Raw genomic sequence first — 18807 nt, 5'->3', positions numbered from 1 at the left:
CTTCGGCCCCACCCCGGAGACCCCCAACAACGTCAAGAACAAGTCGCGGGTCTCGATGTCGGGAAAGCCGTAGAGCGTCATCGAATCCTCGCGCACGATCATCGCGGTGATCAGCCGGGCTTCGCTCCCGCGCCGCAGCGTCGCCAGCGTCGACGGCGTCGCGTTGACCCGGTAGCCGACCCCCGCCGCCTCGATCACCGCGTGGTCGAGCGCCACCTCGAGCACCTCACCGCGCACCGACGCGATCATCGCGCGGCCTTCACTTTCCCGGCGAACTTCTTGCGCTGCTCGGCCGCCTTGGCCTCGGCCGCTGCCATCCGGGCGATCATCGGCGCGCGCCAGCAATGACAGATCGCCAGCGCCAGTGCGTCGGCGGCGTCCGGCGGTGTCGGTTTAGCTTGCAGCGCAAGAATTTTCGTGACCATCGTGGCGACCTGATCCTTACCCGCGCCGCCGTTGCCGGTGACCGCGGCCTTGACTTCGCTGGGCGTGTGGAAATGCACGTCGATCCCGCGTTTGGCCGCCGCCAACGCGATCACCCCGCCGGCCTGCGCGGTGCCCATCACCGTCGACACGTTCTGTTGGGAGAACACCCGCTCGATCGCAATGACGTCAGGGTGATGAGTGTCCAGCCAGTGCTCGACCGTGTCGCTGATGGTGAGTAGCCGCCGCGGCAGCGGCTCGTCGGCGGGTGTGCGCACGACGTCGACGTCCAGGGCGATCACTTGTTTGCCCAGCCCGCCCTCTACGACCGACAGACCGCAACGGGTCAACCCGGGGTCGACTCCCATTACGCGCACCGCATGCTCCCTCGACGCCGAACGGCTGTTCGACAACACTAGCGGGCAGAGCCGACATCCTCGGGCAGCGACACAGCGCGCCGACCGGCTACTCCTCGATCTGGGCCAGAATCTCGTCGGGGATGTCGGCGTTGGTGTAGACGTTCTGCACGTCGTCGCTGTCTTCCAGCGCGTCGACCAGTTTCATCACCCTGCGCGCGCCCTCGGCATCGAGGGGAACCGTCACCGACGGCTGGAACCCGGCTTCCGCGGAGTCGTAGTCGATGCCGGCCTGCTGCAGCGCGGTCCGCACCGCCACCAGGTCACTCGGCTCGGAGATGATCTCGAAGCTGTCGCCAAGGTCGTTGACGTCCTCCGCGCCGGCGTCCAGCACTGCTGCCAGCACGTCGTCCTCTGTCAAACCGTCCTTTTCCAGCGTGACAACACCTTTGCGGGAGAACAGGTATGCCACCGAGCCGGGGTCGGCCATGGTGCCGCCGTTGCGGGTCATCGCGACCCGCACCTCACTGGCGGCGCGGTTGCGGTTGTCGGTCAGGCACTCGATGAGCACCGCCACCCCGTTGGGGCCGTAGCCCTCGTAGGTGATGGTTTGGTAATCGGCGCCGCCGGCCTCCTCGCCGGCGCCACGTTTGCGGGCCCGCTCGATGTTGTCGTTGGGCACCGAGCTCTTCTTCGCCTTCTGGATCGCGTCGTACAACGTCGGGTTACCGGCCGGATCACCGCCACCGACACGGGCCGCGACCTCGATGTTCTTGATCAGCCGGGCGAAGTTCTTCCCGCGGCGCGCGTCGACGATGGCCTTCTTGTGCTTGGTGGTGGCCCATTTGGAGTGGCCGCTCATCCGCTACTACCTCTTCTTTTGCTCCGAAAGTTCGCCAGACGAGTCTACGTGGACGGCTGACGCCTCCCTAACTCGCGCGAGCACACGCAAACGCTCCCGCTTTGGTGCCGAAAGGGGTGCTTTTGCGACTGCTCGCGCTCAGCCATCCCCCTTGACGATGTCGACGAACATTCGGTGGATGCGTCGATCGCCGGTCATCTCCGGGTGAAACGCGGTGGCCAGCATCGGACCTTGCCGCACCGCGACAACATGGCCGGCGGCCTCCGCCAGCACCTGAACCTGGGCGCCGGCCCGCTCCACCCACGGCGCGCGGATGAACACCGCGTGCACCGGACCGTCGAGACCCGCGAACGCGACATCGCCTTCGAACGAGTCGACCTGGCGGCCAAAAGCGTTGCGACGCACGGTCATATCGATGGCATGCAGCGGAACCGCCTCGCGGCCGTTAGCCCCCGCGTCGAGGATTTCGCTGGCCAGCAGGATCATTCCCGCGCAGGCCCCGTAAGCCGGTAAGCCGTCGGCGAGCCTGGCCCGCAGCGGTTCGAGCAGATCGAGGTCGCGCAGCAGGTGGCTCATCGTGGTGGATTCCCCACCGGGAATAACCAGCCCGTCCAACGCCTCCAGTTCGCCGCGGCGGCGCACCGGGAGCGCGTCGGCGCCGGCCTCACGCAGCGCCGCAAGGTGTTCCCGAGTATCGCCTTGGAGCGCCAACACCCCGACGCGCGGCGTGCTCACGTCGGCCGGAAGTCGCGCTTGTAGCGGGTAAGGCCCTCCTGCATCACCGCCGCGACCATCTCACCGTACTGGGTGAAGATCTTGCCCTGAGTCAGCGACCGCCCGCCGCACGCCGACGGCGAGGACTGGTCGTAGAGCAGCCATTCGTCGGCCCGGAACGCCCGCATGAACCACATCGCGTGGTCCAGCGAGGCCACCTGCAAATGCGCCCGTTCCTCGAGGTGGATCACCTGCGCCGAGCCGAGCAGGGTGAGGTCGCTCATGTAGGCCAGCGCGCAGATGTGCAGCACCGGGTCGTCGGGCAGCGGGTCGCGGTGCCGAAACCACACCTGCTGCTGGGAGGCCAGCCCGGGCAGGCGTTCCAGCTTGGTCTGCGGCACGATCCGCACGTCCCACTCGTCGAACTGGCGAAAGCCGGCGTCGTCGAACACTTTCATCGACCGCAGGCCGGGCAGATCGTCCGGCGGCGGCGCCGACGGCATCACGTCCTGATGCTCGATACCGCTCTGATCGGTCTGAAATGACGCAGACATGGAGAAGATGGTTTCCCCGTGCTGGATGGCGTTGACCCGCCTGGTGCAAAACGAGCCGCCGTCGCGGATGCGTTCGACGAGAAAAACAGTGTGCGCCTTGGCATCTCCGGGTCGCAGAAAGTAACCGTGCAAGGAGTGCACCAGGTAGCGAGGGTCGACGGTGCGGACCGCCGACACCAGTGACTGGCCGGCGACGTGCCCGCCGAAAGTGCGCTGCCAGTTGCCCGATTCAGGGCTGAACACGCTGCCGCGGTAGATGTTGACCTCGAGTTGCTCGAGATCAAGGATCTGCTCGATCGACACGAAACGTTCTTACCAGCCGCGGTCGGCCAGGCGATGCGACGCGGCGATCTCCTCCACGTTGATGCCGACCATCGGCTCGCCGAGCCCCCGCGACACCCGGGCCAGCACATCGGGATCGTCGTAGAAGGTGGTGGCCTTGACGATGGCTGCGGCGCGCCGGGCGGGATCGCCGGATTTGAAGATGCCCGAACCCACGAACACCCCTTCGGCGCCGAGCTGCATCATCATCGCCGCGTCGGCGGGGGTGGCGATACCGCCGGCGGTGAACAGCGTGACAGGCAGTTTGCCTGCGCGCGCCACCTCGACGACGAGTTCATAGGGGGCTTGCAATTCCTTTGCGGCGGTGTACAACTCGTCGTCGGACAGCGAGCCCAGCCGCCGAATCTCTCCGGTGATGGCGCGCATGTGCGTGGTCGCGTTGGAGACGTCACCGGTGCCGGCTTCGCCTTTGGAGCGGATCATCGCCGCGCCCTCGGTGATCCGTCGAAGCGCCTCGCCGAGGTTGGTCGCACCGCACACGAACGGGACGGTGAACTTCCACTTGTCGATGTGGTGGGTGTAGTCGGCCGGGGTGAGCACCTCGGACTCGTCGATGTAGTCGACGCCGAGGCTCTGCAGGATTTGGGCCTCGACGAAGTGGCCGATGCGAGCCTTGGCCATCACCGGGATGGTGACCGCAGACATGATGCTTTCGATCATGTCGGGGTCGCTCATCCGCGACACGCCGCCTTGGGCACGGATGTCGGCGGGAACCCGTTCCAGCGCCATCACCGCCACGGCGCCGGCGCCTTCGGCGATGCGGGCGTGCTCGGGGGTGACGACGTCCATGATGACGCCGCCCTTGAGCATCTCGGCCATACCGCGCTTGACCCGCGCCGTACCGGTCTGCCCGCGGCCGTTCGACGAACCGGCGGTACTCACTGCTGATCTCCTTTTAGCTGGTTACTAAGCCAGTCTAGTGGCGGGCCTAGGCTCAACCGGAAACCCGTCAGCGGATGGACTGCAGCTGGGGCTGCGGTCGCGGTGCCCGACGGTCGGCCAGCGCGTTGGCGTCGGCGAGCAGCTCGGACAGTTGCAGTGGGTAGACGGTTTCCCCGGCGGCGGTCAGCTCGGCGATGTCGGCGGCGGTACACCAGCGCGCACCGTGGATGTAGCGGCGTTCTAGCGCGGTCCGGCCGGCGATGGCGGGCTCGAAACGGCGGGTGCGGTAGACGAAGAAGAACTCCTGGCTGTCGATCACCGAGCCGTTGAAGTCGAACACCGCGGCGCGCCGCCAGATCGGCCCGATCATGTCGGCGGGGTCTGCCTGCAGCCCGGTCTCCTCGGCAAGTTCCCGGGCGGCGGCCTGCGCCAACGGCTCGCCGGGACGCACCTGGCCGCCGACGGTGAACCACCACCGCGGCGCGCTGCCGTCGGTGATCGCCGGATCTGAGCCGCACAACAGCAGCACGGCGCCGTCCTCGTCGAGCAAGACCACCCGCGCCGAGGTGCGCTGACTGGCCGCGCCGTAGGCGGCATGACCGATGGGATGGGAGCGCTCGGCGATCTCGAAATACGTTGGCAGTGGCGCGGTCCCACCCAGCCGCAACAGCCGGACCATGGGCCGCTCCCGTAACGCCAACGTGTCCCGGACCGCGTCGTTGTGGAAGCGGCGGGCCAACAGCACCCGCGCCTCTGCGTCGGCGAGCTCAGCGACCAGGGCCGACGGCAGCGTCGCCGGGTCCACCATGGTCAGCGCGGCCGAGAGCTCGTTTTCGCACGCCTCGCGCGCGTGCCGCGGCGCCCGTTCGGCCGCATCGGCCAGCGCGGCCAACCGCTTGCCTTCGGCCGCACCGCCATAGGCGTCGACAGCGACCGCGCGGCCCACCACCGCGCGGCGGGCCAACGCCGCGTCCAGCGCCTGCCAGGACAGGTCATAGCGCACATGCAAGCGGTCGAGCCGGTTGGCCGTCTGATACACCCACGCCGCGAACAGCACCACTACCGCGACCAGCACGGCGATCGCCACGGCGAGCCAGACCATCAGCTAGCCACCTGCACCTTTGTGCCCGAACCGGCGACCGTCTCGTAGACCCGCATGATCTGGTTGGCCACCACAGACCAGTCGTACCGGCGTACCGCCTCGGCGCCGGCGGCGACGTAGCGTTCCCGCAAGACGTCGTTTCGCAACACCTCGGCCAGCGCGGCGGCCAGCGCGGCCGGGTCGTCGACGGGCACCAGGCAGCCGGCCTGGCCGTCGCGCAGCACCCGCCGGAACGCGTGTAGGTCGCTGGCCACCACCGCGGTGCCGGCGGCCAACGCTTCGACCAACACGATGCCGAAGCTCTCGCCGCCGGTGTGGGGCGCACAGTAGACGTCGACGCTGCGCAACGCCGACGCCTTGCCGGCATCGTCGACTTGGCCCAGGAAACGCAGGTGGCCCATCAATTCGCCTGCCTGGCTGCGTAATTCGTCTTCGTCGCCGCGGCCGACGATCAGCAGCTGCACGTCCGGGAACTGTTGCACCAGCATGGGCAGTGCCCCGAGCAGCACGCTCATGCCCTTGCGGGGCTCGTCGTAGCGGCCCAAAAACAGCACGGTCTTGCCGGTCCGCGGATACCCGTCCAGCCGCGGCGCTGACGCGAAGGACGCCACGTCGACACCGTTGGGAATCTCCACCGCGTCAGAGCCGAGTGCTTCCATCTGCCAGCGCCGCGCCAGATCCGACACCGCGATGCGCCCGACAATCTTTTCGTGCCAAGGCCGCAGCACCCCTTGGAACACCGACAGTGTCAGCGACTTGGTGGTCGAGGTGTGAAACGTCGCGACGATCGGACCCTCGGCGACTCGCAGCGCCCACATCGACAGGCTGGGCGCGTTGGGTTCATGCAAGTGCAGCACGTCGAAGTTGCCGTCGGTCAGCCAGCGCCTGACTCTGCGGTGCACCGCGGGGCTGAACTGCAGTCGGGCCACCGAGCCGTTGTAGGGAATCGGCACCGCTCTTCCCGCGGAGACCACGTAGTCGGGCAACTTCACGTGCGGTGACGACGGTGCCAGCACGCTGACCATGTGCCCGCGGGCACGCATCACCTCGGCCAGTTGCAATACATGGGACTGCACCCCGCCGGGAACGTCGAACGAGTATGGGCACACCATGCCGATCCGCATCAGGGCGCCCCCAAACCGGCGCGACGCTCGTCGGAGAGATCGGCCAACCACTGAGGCTGCAACATGTGCCAGTCAGCGGGATGGGCAGCGATGTTGTCCGCGAACCGGTCGGCCAGCGCCTGGGTGATGACGCCGACGTCGGCGCTCGTGCAGTCAAGCGCGGGGTAAATCTGCGCAGCCGAGCCGTCGCGCTCAAACCAGCAGTGCACCGGCAGCAGGGCCGCGCCGGTCTCGATGGCGAGCTTGGCCGGTCCCGCCGGCATCCGGGTGGGCTCACCGAAGAAATCGACCTGAACTCCGCTGCGGGTGAGGTCGCGCTCGGCCATCAGGCACACCACCCCGTTGTCGGCCAGCCGTTCGCAGAGCAGTTCGAACGGCGGGCGCTGGCCGCCGGACAATGGCAGCACCTCGAAGCCGAGGCTCTCGCGGTAGTCGATGAACCGCCGGTACAGCGACTCGGGTTTGAGCCGCTCGGCGACGGTGGTGAAGGTGCCGTGGGTCTGCGCCAGCCACACCCCGGCCATATCCCAGTTCCCGCTGTGCGGCAGCGCCAGCACCGCTCCCCGACCGGCCGCCAGCGCCGCAGCCAGATGCTGCTGGCCGCCGATCGATTCATGAAGCTGGCGGGCCAGCGCGCGGTGGTCCATCGTCGGCAACCGAAACACCTCCCGCCAGTACCGGGCGTAGGAGGCCAGCGAGGCACGCATTAGCGTACCGGGCACGTCGGCCGGGGGCACGCCGATAACGCGGGCCAAGTTCTTGCGCAGCTGGTCCGGCCCGCCGTTGCGGGCCACGTAAAGGGCCCCGGCCTCGAAAACGTTACGGGCGGCCAGTTCCGGCATCGCGCACACCAGCCGCCAGCCCGCCGCGTATCCCAGGTCCTTCATCCGGCCAGCCAGCGGCAAGCGGCTGACGTCAGGCACTTTCAGACCTGCCGGCGTCGAGATCACGGTTCGCTCTTTTCCGGCTTCCCATGCTCGTCCGGCGCACCGAAAGGTTCCCCGGCCCCAGCGGAGTGCCGCACGGTGTGCAGCCGTTGAGCGCAGGTGATCATGCTGGCGACCGCCAGCAGCCACATCGCCACGGGCAGCGCCCAATGCAGCGGGAACACCGGCAGATCCGACAGGCCGGCACCAACGAGCACAATGATCAGCCGCTCCGGCCGTTCGATGAAGCCGCCGTCGCCGCGCAGCCCACTGGCTTCGGCGCGGGCCTTGATGTAGGAGATCACCTGCGAGGTCACCAGGCAGATCATCGTGGCCACCACGAGCGACGGGCTGCGCAGGCCGAACGCCGCCCCCCACAACAGCCCGCAGAACACCGCGCCGTCGCTGATGCGGTCGCAGGTGGCGTCCAGCACCGCGCCGAAGCGGCTGCCGCCCCCGCTTTCCCGTGCCATCGCCCCGTCGAGCATGTCGAACATGACGAAGAACCAGATCACGAGTGTGCCGGCGAAGAGCCGGCCGGTCGGAAACAGCGTCAGTGCGGCCAGCACCGCCGCCGCGGTGGCCATGATGGTGACGCTGTCCGCGGTCAAGCCGGCCCGCAGCAGCCCCCGCGCCAGCGGTGTGGTGACGCGTGCGACGCCTTCCCGGGACAGCAGTTTGCTCACGGCTGTTTCGCCCACTCGGCGGCCAGCAGTTGGCGGGTGTCGCGCAACAGCTGCGGGATGACCTTGGAGTCGCCGATGATCGTGATGAAGTTCGCGTCGCCGCCCCAGCGCGGGACCACGTGCACGTGCAGGTGCTCGGCCAGCGACCCGCCCGCCGACGTCCCGAGGTTGACGCCGACGTTGAAGCCGTGCGGCCGCGATACTGCCTTGATGACGCGAATCGCCTTCTGGATGAAGGCCATCAGTTCAGCGCTTTCCTGCTCGGTGAGGTCCTCGAGTTCGGATACCCGCCGATACGGCACCACCATCAGGTGGCCCGGGTTATACGGGTACAGGTTGAGCACCGCGTAGACCAGTTCGCCGCGGGCCACCACCAAGCCGTCCTCGTCGGACAGCTGCGGGATGTCGGTGAACGGCTGAGCCGAGGCGGAGTCGTCGCGCCGCAAGGGCGCTTCGGCCAGATAGCTCATCCGGTACGGGGTCCACAGCCGCTGCAAATGGTCGGCTTCGCCGACCCCCCGGTCAATGATCGTGCGCTCATCGACGTCTCTCTCGGTAGCCGCACGTTCCGGGTCACTCACGGCTGCCCACCTTCACCAGATCGGCTGTGGGAGCGGCGTTCTCGCGGCTGGCGATCCATTCCACGATGGCCGTGACGGCGTCGTCGCGGGCTATGCCGTTGATCTGGGTGCGGTCACCGAACCGGAAGCTCACCGCGCCGGCTTCGACGTCGCGGTCGCCGGCCAGCAGCATGAACGGCACCTTCTGGTTGGTGTGGTGGACGATCTTCTTGGCCATTCGGTCGTCGCTGGTGTCGACCTCGACCCGCACTCCGTGCGACTTGAGTTGCGCGGCAACGCCTTTCAGGTACTGCACATGGTGGTCGGCGACCGGGATGCCCACCACCTGCACCGGCGCCAGCCAGGCCGGGAATGCGCCGGCGTAGTGCTCGGTGAGGATGCCGAAGAACCGCTCGATCGACCCGAACAGTGCCCGGTGGATAAGGACGGGCTGCCGACGCGTCCCATCAGGGCCGGTGTACTCCAGCTCGAAACGCTCCGGAAAGTTGAAGTCCAGCTGGATGGTCGACATCTGCCAGCTGCGGCCCAGCGCGTCGCGGGCCTGCACCGAGATTTTCGGGCCGTAGAACGCCGCCCCGCCCGGGTCGGGCACCAGCTGCAGCTCCGACTCCCGGGCCACCTCGGCCAGCGTGGCGGTGGCTTCGTCCCACACTTCCTCGGAGCCGACGAACTTCTCCGGATCCTTCGTCGAGAGCTCGAGGTGGAAGTCTTCGAGCCCGTAGTCACCGAGCAGGTCGAGCACGAACCGCAGCAGCGACGCCAGCTCGTCGCGCAGCTGCTCGCGGGTACAGAAGATGTGCGCGTCGTCCATGGTAAACCCGCGCGCCCTGGTCAATCCGTGCACGACGCCTGACTTCTCGTAGCGGTACACGGTGCCGAATTCGAAGAGCCGCAACGGAAGTTCGCGATAGGACCGCCCGCGGGACCGGTAGATCAGGCAGTGCATCGGGCAGTTCATCGGCTTGAGGTAGTAGTCCTGACCGGGCTTGCGCAGGCTGCCGTCGTCGTTGTATTCGGCGTCGAGGTGCATGGGCGGGAACATGCCGTCGGCGTACCAGTCCAGGTGGCCTGAGGTGCGGAACAGCTGCGCCTTGGTGATGTGCGGGGTGTTGACGAATTCGTAGCCGGCCTCGATGTGCTTGCGCCGCGAGTACTCCTCCAGCTCTCGGCGGACGATGCCCCCTTTGGGGTGGAAAACTACAAGGCCGGAACCGATTTCGTCGGGAAAGCTGAACAGGTCCAGCTCGGCGCCGAGCTTGCGGTGGTCGCGGCGCTGGGCCTCTTCGATCAGCTGCAGGTGACGGTCGAGCGCCTCTTGCGATTCCCACGCGGTGCCGTAGATGCGTTGCAGGCTGGGGTTGCTCTGGTCGCCGCGCCAGTAGGCGGCCGAGCTGCGGGTGAGCTTGAAAGCGGGGATGTATCGGGTGGTGGGAATGTGCGGGCCGCGACACAGGTCGCTCCAAACCTGTTCGCGCGTGCGAGGATTGAGGTTGTCGTAGGCGGTCAGCTCGTCGCCGCCGACTTCCATCACGGCCGGGTCGCCCGACTTGTCGTCGACGAGTTCCAGCTTGTACGGCTCGTCGGCAAGTTCGGCGCGGGCTTGTTCTTTGGATTGGTAGACGCGCCGGGAGAACAGCTGCCCTTCCTTGACGATCTGGCGCATCCGCTTTTCCAGCGCTTCGAGGTCTTCGGGGGTGAACGGCTCGGGCACGTCGAAGTCGTAGTAAAAGCCGTCGGTGATCGGCGGCCCGATGCCGAGTTTGGCTTGCGGGAACATCTGTTGCACGGCTTGCGCGAGCACGTGCGCACACGAGTGCCGGATGACGCTGCGCCCCTCTTCGGTGTGGGCTGCTACCGGGACGACGTCGGCGTCCTCGTCGGGCACCCAACTCAGGTCGCGCAGCTTGCCGCCGGCGTCACGCACCACCACGATCGCGTCGGGCGCACCGCGGCTCGGCAGCCCCGCTTGCCGGACCGCGGCCGCCGCAGTCGTCCCAGCGGGAACCCGGACCAGGGCTTGCGGCGATCGCAAACCCGGCGCAGCCGGACGCCGCGGGTCGCCGCCATCGGCTCCCGGGGCGGGCTGTGCAGGGGCGCTCACGGCGTATCTCCAGAGGTTTTAGGGGTGTCGCAACCGTAGCGACCATGCTATCGGGGCGGCCGTCCACGACGGCTCCAGCCTCACGGCTGGCCGGGCCGCAGGAGGACGAACAATGCCTGCGCTTCGGTCAGGATTGTGTCGCCGTCGCAAAGGCTGCCCGACACGAAGATCTTGCGGCCGTCCACACGATCGATTCCGGCGTCGACCTGCAGCTGCTTTTCGATCGGCACGATGTTGCGGTAATCGATGTGCAGGTAGGCAGTGCGCTGATACGGGCCGCCGGTGAGCACCGCAGACGTCATCCCGAGCACAGAGTCGAACAGCAGCCCGAGCGCTCCGCCGTGCACCGCGCCGTTGCGTCCCAAGTGAAATCGGCGAAACCGGGCCCAGCCGCGCACGCGTCCGTCGTCGCTCTTGCTCACCGACGTCGGCACCGCCAAGACATTGCCGCGGTTGGGCAGATCCATCCGGCGGCCCGATGGCGATTGCCATTCGTCGGTGTCGAACGGGGCCAGCAACTCCGACACCTTCTCGATCAGATCCGCGGCCTCGGTGATCACCTCGTCCGGCGCGTCGACCGCGCGAGCGTGATCCTGCAGCGCGCGCACGGCATCGATGAACCGCCCGTAGTCGGGCCCGCCCTTGGTCGTCGGTTCAGGCGGGTTGAAACCGCCGCCGGGATGCTTTGCGTGTTCGCGCGCCACCACGACACCGTATTTCGTCGCCCGCCGGGCGGCGCGCACGCCTGGCTGGCTAGCTAGGCGTTCTGCTCGCCGATCGCGCCCAAAAACTCGACTTCCTCTTCACTGAGCGTGATTTCGGCAGCGCGGACGTTCTCCTCCAGGTGCGCCACACTCGACGTCCCGGGAATCGGCAGCATCACCGGCGAGCGGTTGAGCAACCAGGCCAACGCCATCTGTGCGGGCGTCGCGTCATGCTCGGCCGCCATCCGCTGCAGCGGGCCATCGGGAGCGGCCAGCGGTCCGGCGGCCAACGGGAACCACGGGATGAAGGCGATTCCCTGATTGGTCGCCTCCTTTAGGACCGGTTCGGCGGCGCGGGCGGTGAGGTTGTACATGTTTTGCACCGACACGATCGGCATGATCTGCTGCGCCGCGGCCAGTTGGTCGACGGTCATCTCGGACAGGCCGACCTTACGGATCTTGCCCTCGGTCTGCAGCTTGCTCAGCTCCACGATCTGGTCTTCCAGCGGAAACTTGTCGTCGATGCGGTGCAGCTGGAACAGGTCAATGGTCTCCACGCCGAGCCGTCGTAAGCTCATCTCACATTCCTGGCGCAGGTAAGCCGGAAAGCCCATCGGGATCCACTCGTCCGGGCCGGTGCGCAGCAAGCCGGCCTTGGTGGCGATGACCAAATCGTCATAGGGATGCAGCGCCTCGCGGATGATTTCCTCGGAAAAGTACGGGCCGTACGAGTCCGCGGTGTCGATGAAGTTGACGCCGAGCTCCACGGCACGACGCAACACGCGGATACATTCGTCGCCGTCGGCGGGCGGACCCCACACGCCGGGACCAGTGAGACGCATCGCGCCGAAACCGAGCCGGTTGACGGTTAACTCATCGCCCAAAGTGAGCGTGCCGGATGCTGCTGCAGGGGTTTTCGAGGTTTCTGTACTCACCTGGCCGACCGTACGCCTCCGCCATTTGACTGCCGGCGCGGCATGGCAAGCTAGCGACGTGGACTTGCACGCGCTGGCCGGCCTGCCGTTCACCTACCCGGAAGTGGGCGCGACGGCGGGCCGCATGCCTCCGGGATACGACCACCTCGGCTTCGTCAGCCACATCGGCGCCGGTCGACAGCGTTTCGAGCAGGCCGCCGACGCGGTCATGCACTGGGGGATGCAGCGTGGTGCCGGTTTGCGCGTGCACGCCAGCAGCGCCGTTGTCACCCTCGGTGCCGTGGTGGTCGTCAAGCTCGGTTTCCTGCCTGCACCGTGCCGAGTGGTGTACGTGCTCGACGACCCCAACCTGCGCGGGTTCGCCTACGGCACGCTGCCCGGGCATCCCGAGTCGGGCGAGGAACGCTTCGCCGTGCGCTACGACCCGGTCACCGCCGCGGTGTTCGCGGAGGTCTCGTCGTTCTCCCGGCCGGCGACGCGGTGGAGCAAGGCCGGTAAACCGTTGCTGGCGATCGGCCAGCGCCTGATCGCCAAACGCTACCTGCGCGCGGTGTGACGAGCCGTCACGCCCACTTAAGGCGCAACGGCGCGAACGAAAATATCGGCGAAGATGTCGCAGCACTCCTCGACAGCAGGCAACGCCACCTGCGGGACGTTGGCCAGCCCCGGGCGCATCATGCAATGCACCGCGATCGGACTGATCAGCTGCTGCATCAGCAACGTGCGGGGAAGGTCGCGAATGCGACCGGCGGCGACTTCGCCGTCCAGCCATCGGCTCAGATCGGCGAGCCTGCGCAGCGCACCGTGTTCGACCAGAACCTGGCCCGCCGATCCCGCCGGACGGGCCAATGCTTCGGCGAGCACGGCCGACAACACCCGCGGTTCGCGGAGGTAGACCGCTGCGAGCGAGCGGTAGACCCGGCGCACCCGGTCGTTCAGATCGGACGACTCGCCGAAGATGACAGCTTCGAAATCAAGGGTCGGGATGTAGCGCTGCGAAAACCGCGTAGAGACTGTGCACCGAGCAGTCGGCTTGTGCGGCGACCGCCTCGAACGTTGCTGCAGTCACCCCTCGGGCACTGATGAGCGCGGCCGCGGCCTCCACCGCGCGCTGCCGCACCGGAGGTCGGCCCGCCAGGATCCACCCCGAAGTCGCGCACCGCGTTGTCCGGTGCTCGACGAGAACCGCCGAGCTGGCGCAGCAGCGTGCTTCGCGAAACCCCGAGCGCATGCGCGATCGAGGGCGACGCGCTCCTGACCCGGTCAACGAAGCTGCCCGGCTGTGCGAGTTGGCCAAGTCGACCCCGCAGCGCGTCCTGGCCTCGGCGCCGACATTAGAAGCCAGCGATCCCAGCGAACAGGGCTGCTGGGAGCTTGGTGAGGACCGATGTTGCGCGGGCGCAAAGAGCCGACGCGGCTGGCTCATCCGAGGGAGCCGACGCCGCGCCGGCCCGACAGCGTGCCTTAAGCGGTTGCCGGCGTCCGCTCGGTGCGGGCGAGGTGCACACCTTCAGCCAGCCGCGCGAGTGCGACGGCTGAGACCAGCAGACCGAAGTCACGCAGCGCTATGTCGTAATAGCCGGACAGGGTGAGCAGGTTGACGATGATGCCGGCCAGCCACGCCGCCACCACCCACGCGCCGATACGCGGAGCGATCGCGACCAGAACACCGGCGGCGATTTCGATGACGCCGACGACGTACATGCACTGGTCGGCGTTGCCCGGCAGGACGCCGTCGATCCAGCCGGCCAGGTACTTGCTCCAGTGATCCGGCTGGGTCAGCACGTTGAAGAACTTGTCCAGCCCGAACAGGATCGGCGCGACCGTGAAGAGCGTGCGCAGCAGGGCGTACGCCTGAAACGACGGATTCTTCAACGGACTGGCGGCCACGGGCGAGGGGGTAGTAGCGCGGTCGGTGCTCATGATGGCTCCTCCTTCTAAGAGATCGTAAATTGAACGTTAGAACTGCGGCACTGTAGCGTCAAGGCTTTTGTCTGTTAGAAATGGATGGTGATGGATTCCTCGCGGGACTCTTTGCAACGCGACGCCGCCGGAATCGGCGCACTCGCCGATCCGGTACGCCACCAGCTGTACCGGTTCGTCTGTTCGCAGCCCGAACCGGTGAGCCGTGACCAGGCGGCTGACGCGGTGGGCGTCGCCCGTCACCAGGCGAAGTTCCACCTCGACCGGCTCCAGGCCGAGGGCCTGCTGGAATGTGACTATGTGCGGTTGACGGGCCGATCTGGGCCCGGTGCGGGGCGCCCGTCGAAGTTGTATCGGCGCGCTGACCGGGATATCGCGGTCAGCCTTCCGCCCCGCGACTACGAGCTGGCCGGCCGCCTGATGGCCAGGGCCATCACGCAATCGGCTGCCAGCGGGGCGCCCGTCGTTGATGTGCTCAACCAGGTTGCCCGTGACTACGGCCGCGGCATCGGCACGTCCGCCGTCACCGACAGCCGGCGACCACCCGCCGACGCGGAGTCAGCACTCGAATTGGCTATCGCGGTGCTCAGCGAACACGGCTACGAGCCCCGGTCCACCGGCGATGAGGTGTATCTGGCGAACTGCCCGTTTCACGCGCTGGCCGAGGAGCAGCGCGAGCTTGCGTGCACCATGAACCACGCGTTGATCAGCGGCATCGCCGATGCGCTGCGGCCGCATCGCCCGTATGCGCGGATCGACCCGCGACGCAAGGGCTGTTGTGTGGTGCTCACGGCGGCCCGCAGACCGTCGACGTGACGGTCTACCACTGCGCCAGCAGGCGTTCCGCACCGGCGCACAGCCGCTGGATGACTGCGCCCGCCGGTTCTACTGACGTGATCATCCCGACGCCCTGACCGGCGTCGACCGGAGCGATACGCGTGTCGTCGGCCGCGGTCGCGGCGGCCAGCTCGGCGCGCGCGTCGGACTCGGCGGCCAGCTCATCCTCCCGGCCCGCCCACCGGGCAACGAAGTCGTTGGCCAATACGCGTGACGGGAACCGCTGCGGCCAGGGCAGTCCGCGTCCGACATCGAAGACGCGGGTCGTCGTGGTGTCGGTCTCGCGCGCGGCGATCAGGGCCTGACGGGTGCCGTCGGTGGTCAGCGCCTCCGAACAGGCCGACAAGCACGTTCCTAGCCATGCGCCGCTGGCACCGGCCGCCAGCACGGCGGCAAGGCTTCGCGCCGACGCGATTCCACCGGCCGCCAGCACGGGCACCGAGACCGCGTTCAAGACGGCGTCGAGCAGCGGCAGCGTGGCGATCTTCGCCTCTCCGTGGCCGCCGCCTTCTGCTCCCCGCGCCACCAGGACATCGACACCGGCTTCTTGCGCCCGGACAGCGCCGAGGCTGTCGTATACCTGTGTGGCAGTCGCGATTCCGGCGTCATGGGCCCGCTCAACCCAGGACCATTCGTCGCTGAAACTGACCGACAGCAGCGCCGGCCGCGCGGCAAGCGCAGCGTCTAGCAGCCCAGGTTCGTTGCGAGTTACCCAGTGCACCAGGCCAATTCCGAACGTCCCGCGCACGTGCGGCAACTCGGCGTGCAGCCACGTCGCCGACCCGGTACTGCCCGTGCCGACCATGCCCAGGCCGCCGGCCGCAGTGACGGCCGCGGCGAGCCGGCCACCGGCCGCCCCGCCCATCGGGGCATTGACGATTGGGACCTGCAGGCCGAAGTCGCGCGACCAAGGTGTCGATAGCACCCGCTACGTCGCGGAGGCCAGGCTCTTGAACACGGTCAGCATGATCACCGAGTCCTCGACGGCCTGCAGGGAATGCCGCTGCGGCGGGATCACGACGTAGTCGCCGGCCTTGCCGTCCCACGAGTCGGCACCGGCGGTGAGGTGCACATGACCGTGAAGCACCTGCAGCGACGCCTGGCCCGGGCTGTCGTGCTCACCCAGCTCACGTCCGGCAAGCAACGCCATCACGGTCTGCCGCAGTTCATGGGTGTGCCCGCCGTGAAGGGTATGTGCGGCTCGCCCGCTTTTGGTCTCCCGCGCCTCGGCTAGCTTTTCGGCGGCGAGGTTGGTCAGCGAAATGGTTTCCATGATGTCCTTCGGTCGAGGGATCGGCGATCTGGGCTTCAGCTGGATAGTAGAAGACCGCCCGCCGTCACCAATGCGATCACCTTGACCACCTCTAAACCGACGTAGGCGTAATGACCGCGAGAGCGGGGCGCGTTGAGCCCGGCCAGCACCTTGTCCGATCGCCGGTTCAGGAAGGGCCGCACCGCGGCCAGTTGCGCCACCAGTGTCGCCCACGCGACCACGAACGCCACGATCACCCCGAGCGGTGGCCGGCTTGCGACGGTCACGGCGAGGGTGACGATCGCGAAAGCCAGCTCGACGGCGTTGAGTGCCCGGAAGACCAGCCGGCCGATGCCGAGCCCGATCTGCGTCGTCACGTTGGGCGCCCGGAATTTGAGCGGCGCTTCCAGAAATGAGATGGCCAGCACCATGCCGAGCCACACGAACGTGACGCCAACGGCGATCGCCGGCCCGACGCTCACTGGGTCGCCCCTTGCACACTCAGGTGGGCCATACACAGGTCGGGTTCGACGAAGGCCTCTAGACGGTCGACGGTGACCGGCGCATCCGCGGTTTGCATCGCTCCTTGCATGATCCCGAGGTGGACGGGGCAGACCACGCTGCGTCGCATTTCGGCCAACTCCAGAAACGGACAGTGCCGCAGGCCGATCTGGTGTTGACCGTCGGACTGGCGGTGCTCGGGTGCGAAGCCCAGGTCGTCGAGCAGACCGACCAGGTGGTCGATTGATTCCTGTGCCCCCGCCCGACCGGTGCGGGCCGAATTCGACTCCAGCCGCTGGCCCCACGCGCGACCAGCAGCCAGCGCCTTGGCGCCGGAATCGCGCTCGTCGTCGCCCAACCCCAGAGTGAGGATCTCGGCCAGCAACTCATAGCGGCGCTCGCCGCCGCGGTCCATTTGCCGGACGGCCCGGAACAGCAGCGGAGGCCGTCCCGGCCGTCGGTGGTCTGGTGCGACCCGTTCGACTCGACCGTCACGCACGAGGCCGTCCAAATGAAAGCGGACGGTGTTGGGATGCACCTGAAGGTGGTCGGCGATCGCGACGATGCTCATCGGAGCAGTCGCCGCCTTCAACACCTGCAACACGGCGCGACGGCGATCGGCGGCTTCCCCGGCTGGGCTGGCGATGCTCACTCTCCTTCGGACTCTTCAGCTTTGGGCAGGTTAGCCACCAAAGGGGTGTCGATGCCGAGTGGGCCTACCTTGGCGGCTCCGCCCGGTGAGCCGAGCGGCTGGTCGCGGCCCGGCAGGACTTCGGTGAAGAACGCCGCGTTGTCCGCAAGATAGGGCTGCAGTTCCTCCGGAAGGTCGTCCTCGTAGTAGATCGCCTCGACCGGGCAGACGGGTTCACAGGCTCCGCAGTCCACGCATTCGTCGGGATGGATGTAAAGCGCCCGCCCGCCTTCGTAGATGCAGTCGACAGGGCACTCGTCCACGCAGGAGCGGTCCATCACATCGACACACGGCTTCCCGATCACGTAGGTCATGCGCTAGAGTTTACACAACCTACTTTGTAAAAACTAGAGAGGTATCGAAATTCCATGGCCGACAACGAACTTGACATCCGGCAGCTGCGCAAGCCAGACAAGCACCCGACGATTTTCGCCCCCTACGCCAAGCTGGCCGTCGGCGAGTCGTTCGTGCTGGTCAACAACCACGATCCCAAGCATCTGCGCCAAGAGTTCGAGGCCGACCATGCAGGCAGCTACGGCTGGGAGTACCTCGAGAAGGGCCATGCCGTCTGGCGTATCCGGATCACCAAGCTCTCCAGTACCCCACTGCCCCGGATTCTGGCGAACACGGCAGAGCTCGCCGCCGAACCCGACCACACGGGTGCAGTGTGGAAGCTCGAAGGCGGCGAGCGCGACTTGGACTCGAACGTCATCGCGCTGGCGCCCAATGGCGGAATCGACGCCCACGCCGGAGCCGACGTCGACGTCCTGATCCACGTGCTGGCCGGCAACGGGCGGCTCACCAGCGAGCATGGCGAGATCGAGCTGGTCCCGGGCGCGCTGCTGTGGCTGCCGAAGCGTTCCCAACGCCAGTTCAGCGCGGGCCCCGACGGGTTGCGCTACCTGACCGTGCACAAGAAGCGCGAAATCCTGCCGCTGATACCGACTGTGCGACAGGCAGTTTGATGGCCGGCAGCCGGCGTAAGACGCTGCCGAAAGCCGACCGCGGCGACGACGCGGTGGCGGGCCACTGGCTGCTGGCCCGCCTCGGCAAGCGGGTGCTCCGCCCGGGGGGTGCGGAGCTCACCCGCGAGCTGTTGGACCGCGCCGAGGTGACCCACGCCGACGTGCTGGAGCTGGCCCCGGGCCTGGGCCGCACCGCGGTAGAGATCCTCGCGCGGCGCCCGCGCTCCTACCTCGGCGCAGAGCAAGACCCGGATGCGGCCGCGCTCGTTCGTAATGCGCTCGGCGGGCGCGGCGAGGTCCGGGTCGCCGGCGCCGCCGAGACCGGGCTGCCTGATGCGAGCAGCGC

General features: G+C 67.6%; 23 protein-coding genes and 2 pseudogenes (1 of these 25 only partly in view). 4 read left to right on the top strand and 21 right to left on the bottom strand.

Annotation, left to right across the window (positions count from 1 at the left end; translation table 11 throughout):
• The 14 genes and pseudogenes from ruvA to ACFE99_RS06525 form a co-directional block, all read right to left on the bottom strand.
• Nucleotides 1–249 (bottom strand): annotated as a pseudogene (ruvA, locus tag ACFE99_RS06590) (Holliday junction branch migration protein RuvA) (it extends 351 nt beyond the left edge of the window).
• Nucleotides 246–800: a crossover junction endodeoxyribonuclease RuvC gene (gene ruvC, locus ACFE99_RS06585; RefSeq protein WP_375483581.1), complete on the bottom strand. Its 555-nt coding sequence runs from the start codon at nucleotides 798–800 to the stop codon at nucleotides 246–248. Before ruvC ends, ruvA begins: the two are co-directional and overlap by 4 nt.
• A gap of 88 nt (nucleotides 801–888) precedes the next feature.
• Entirely contained in the window at nucleotides 889–1641 is a 753-nt protein-coding gene (locus ACFE99_RS06580; RefSeq protein WP_375483579.1) for a YebC/PmpR family DNA-binding transcriptional regulator, read from the bottom strand.
• Between the two features lie 138 nt (nucleotides 1642–1779).
• Nucleotides 1780–2376, bottom strand: coding sequence for a pyridoxal 5'-phosphate synthase glutaminase subunit PdxT (gene pdxT / locus ACFE99_RS06575; protein WP_375483577.1), 597 nt, complete (start codon nucleotides 2374–2376; stop codon nucleotides 1780–1782).
• Entirely contained in the window at nucleotides 2373–3212 is an 840-nt protein-coding gene (gene tesB / locus ACFE99_RS06570; RefSeq protein ID WP_375483575.1) for an acyl-CoA thioesterase II, read from the bottom strand. Before tesB ends, pdxT begins: the two co-directional genes overlap by 4 nt.
• Nucleotides 3213–3221: 9 nt before the next feature.
• Nucleotides 3222–4133: a pyridoxal 5'-phosphate synthase lyase subunit PdxS gene (gene pdxS / locus ACFE99_RS06565; protein WP_375483573.1), complete on the bottom strand. Its 912-nt coding sequence runs from the start codon at nucleotides 4131–4133 to the stop codon at nucleotides 3222–3224.
• A 67-nt stretch (nucleotides 4134–4200) separates the two neighbouring features.
• Nucleotides 4201–5235, bottom strand: a complete 1035-nt coding sequence (locus ACFE99_RS06560; protein WP_375483571.1) for an NUDIX hydrolase — start codon at nucleotides 5233–5235, stop codon at nucleotides 4201–4203.
• Nucleotides 5235–6359: a glycosyltransferase family 4 protein gene (locus tag ACFE99_RS06555; RefSeq protein WP_375483569.1), complete on the bottom strand. Its 1125-nt coding sequence runs from the start codon at nucleotides 6357–6359 to the stop codon at nucleotides 5235–5237. The genes ACFE99_RS06560 and ACFE99_RS06555 overlap by 1 nt, the downstream gene beginning before the upstream one ends.
• Entirely contained in the window at nucleotides 6359–7246 is an 888-nt protein-coding gene (locus tag ACFE99_RS06550; RefSeq protein ID WP_375483599.1) for a phosphatidylinositol mannoside acyltransferase, read from the bottom strand. Before ACFE99_RS06550 ends, ACFE99_RS06555 begins: the two co-directional genes overlap by 1 nt.
• 59 nt (nucleotides 7247–7305) lie before the next feature.
• The gene (gene pgsA / locus ACFE99_RS06545; protein ID WP_375483566.1) at nucleotides 7306–7971 is read right to left on the bottom strand and encodes a phosphatidylinositol phosphate synthase; all 666 of its coding nucleotides are present in this window, start codon (nucleotides 7969–7971) and stop codon (nucleotides 7306–7308) included.
• Nucleotides 7968–8552 carry an HIT domain-containing protein gene (locus tag ACFE99_RS06540; protein WP_375483565.1) on the bottom strand — a complete coding sequence of 195 codons (585 nt, stop codon included), beginning with the start codon at nucleotides 8550–8552 and terminating at the stop codon, nucleotides 7968–7970. Before ACFE99_RS06540 ends, pgsA begins: the two co-directional genes overlap by 4 nt.
• Nucleotides 8545–10653 (bottom strand): threonine--tRNA ligase, encoded by a 2109-nt coding sequence (gene thrS / locus ACFE99_RS06535; protein ID WP_375483563.1) that lies wholly within the window; start codon nucleotides 10651–10653, stop codon nucleotides 8545–8547. Before thrS ends, ACFE99_RS06540 begins: the two co-directional genes overlap by 8 nt.
• Nucleotides 10654–10733: 80 nt before the next feature.
• Entirely contained in the window at nucleotides 10734–11360 is a 627-nt protein-coding gene (locus tag ACFE99_RS06530) for a PaaI family thioesterase (RefSeq protein WP_375483597.1), read from the bottom strand.
• A 50-nt stretch (nucleotides 11361–11410) separates the two neighbouring features.
• Nucleotides 11411–12292: an aldo/keto reductase gene (locus tag ACFE99_RS06525; RefSeq protein WP_375483560.1), complete on the bottom strand. Its 882-nt coding sequence runs from the start codon at nucleotides 12290–12292 to the stop codon at nucleotides 11411–11413.
• A 58-nt stretch (nucleotides 12293–12350) separates the two neighbouring features.
• On the opposite strand from ACFE99_RS06525, the gene ACFE99_RS06520 reads away from it, so the two are divergent.
• On the top strand, nucleotides 12351–12848 hold the full coding sequence (locus tag ACFE99_RS06520) for a DUF1990 domain-containing protein (protein WP_375483558.1): 498 nt from the start codon (nucleotides 12351–12353) through the stop codon (nucleotides 12846–12848).
• Between the two features lie 17 nt (nucleotides 12849–12865).
• Here ACFE99_RS06520 and ACFE99_RS06515 read toward each other — a convergent pair whose 3' ends face one another.
• On the bottom strand, nucleotides 12866–13219 hold the full coding sequence (locus tag ACFE99_RS06515) for a transcriptional regulator (protein ID WP_375483556.1): 354 nt from the start codon (nucleotides 13217–13219) through the stop codon (nucleotides 12866–12868).
• A gap of 537 nt (nucleotides 13220–13756) precedes the next feature.
• On the bottom strand, nucleotides 13757–14215 hold the full coding sequence (locus tag ACFE99_RS06510; RefSeq protein WP_375483554.1) for a hypothetical protein: 459 nt from the start codon (nucleotides 14213–14215) through the stop codon (nucleotides 13757–13759).
• A 90-nt stretch (nucleotides 14216–14305) separates the two neighbouring features.
• Here ACFE99_RS06510 and ACFE99_RS06505 point away from each other — a divergent pair, with 90 nt between their 5' ends.
• Nucleotides 14306–15031 (top strand): helix-turn-helix transcriptional regulator, encoded by a 726-nt coding sequence (locus ACFE99_RS06505; RefSeq protein WP_375483552.1) that lies wholly within the window; start codon nucleotides 14306–14308, stop codon nucleotides 15029–15031.
• A 4-nt stretch (nucleotides 15032–15035) separates the two neighbouring features.
• Here the strand turns inward: ACFE99_RS06505 and ACFE99_RS06500 are convergent, their stop codons facing one another.
• From ACFE99_RS06500 to fdxA, 5 genes are read right to left on the bottom strand one after another with little or no spacing between them, the layout of a single operon-like run.
• Nucleotides 15036–15977: an NAD(P)H-dependent flavin oxidoreductase gene (locus tag ACFE99_RS06500; RefSeq protein ID WP_375483550.1), complete on the bottom strand. Its 942-nt coding sequence runs from the start codon at nucleotides 15975–15977 to the stop codon at nucleotides 15036–15038.
• A 3-nt stretch (nucleotides 15978–15980) separates the two neighbouring features.
• Entirely contained in the window at nucleotides 15981–16325 is a 345-nt protein-coding gene (locus ACFE99_RS06495; protein WP_375483548.1) for a cupin domain-containing protein, read from the bottom strand.
• 35 nt (nucleotides 16326–16360) lie between these two features.
• Nucleotides 16361–16786 carry a hypothetical protein gene (locus ACFE99_RS06490; RefSeq protein WP_375483546.1) on the bottom strand — a complete coding sequence of 142 codons (426 nt, stop codon included), beginning with the start codon at nucleotides 16784–16786 and terminating at the stop codon, nucleotides 16361–16363.
• Nucleotides 16783–17457: a helix-turn-helix transcriptional regulator gene (locus ACFE99_RS06485; protein ID WP_375483544.1), complete on the bottom strand. Its 675-nt coding sequence runs from the start codon at nucleotides 17455–17457 to the stop codon at nucleotides 16783–16785. The genes ACFE99_RS06490 and ACFE99_RS06485 overlap by 4 nt, the downstream gene beginning before the upstream one ends.
• Complete coding sequence (gene fdxA / locus ACFE99_RS06480) at nucleotides 17454–17810, bottom strand: ferredoxin (RefSeq protein WP_375483542.1); 357 nt, start codon at nucleotides 17808–17810, stop codon at nucleotides 17454–17456. The genes ACFE99_RS06485 and fdxA overlap by 4 nt, the downstream gene beginning before the upstream one ends.
• A gap of 54 nt (nucleotides 17811–17864) precedes the next feature.
• Here fdxA and ACFE99_RS06475 point away from each other — a divergent pair, with 54 nt between their 5' ends.
• Together ACFE99_RS06475 and ACFE99_RS06470 are read left to right on the top strand one after the other, a co-directional pair.
• Nucleotides 17865–18461, top strand: a complete 597-nt coding sequence (locus ACFE99_RS06475) for a DUF2249 domain-containing protein (protein WP_375483540.1) — start codon at nucleotides 17865–17867, stop codon at nucleotides 18459–18461.
• A pseudogene (locus ACFE99_RS06470) lies at nucleotides 18461–18807 on the top strand (SAM-dependent methyltransferase); the annotation flags it as partial. The gene ACFE99_RS06475 and the pseudogene ACFE99_RS06470, both read left to right, overlap by 1 nt.

This window comes from uncultured Mycobacterium sp. (genome assembly GCF_964249325.1).
In the GTDB taxonomy this organism is placed as follows: domain Bacteria; phylum Actinomycetota; class Actinomycetes; order Mycobacteriales; family Mycobacteriaceae; genus Mycobacterium.
This window is presented reverse-complemented; position numbering and strand designations above follow the sequence as displayed.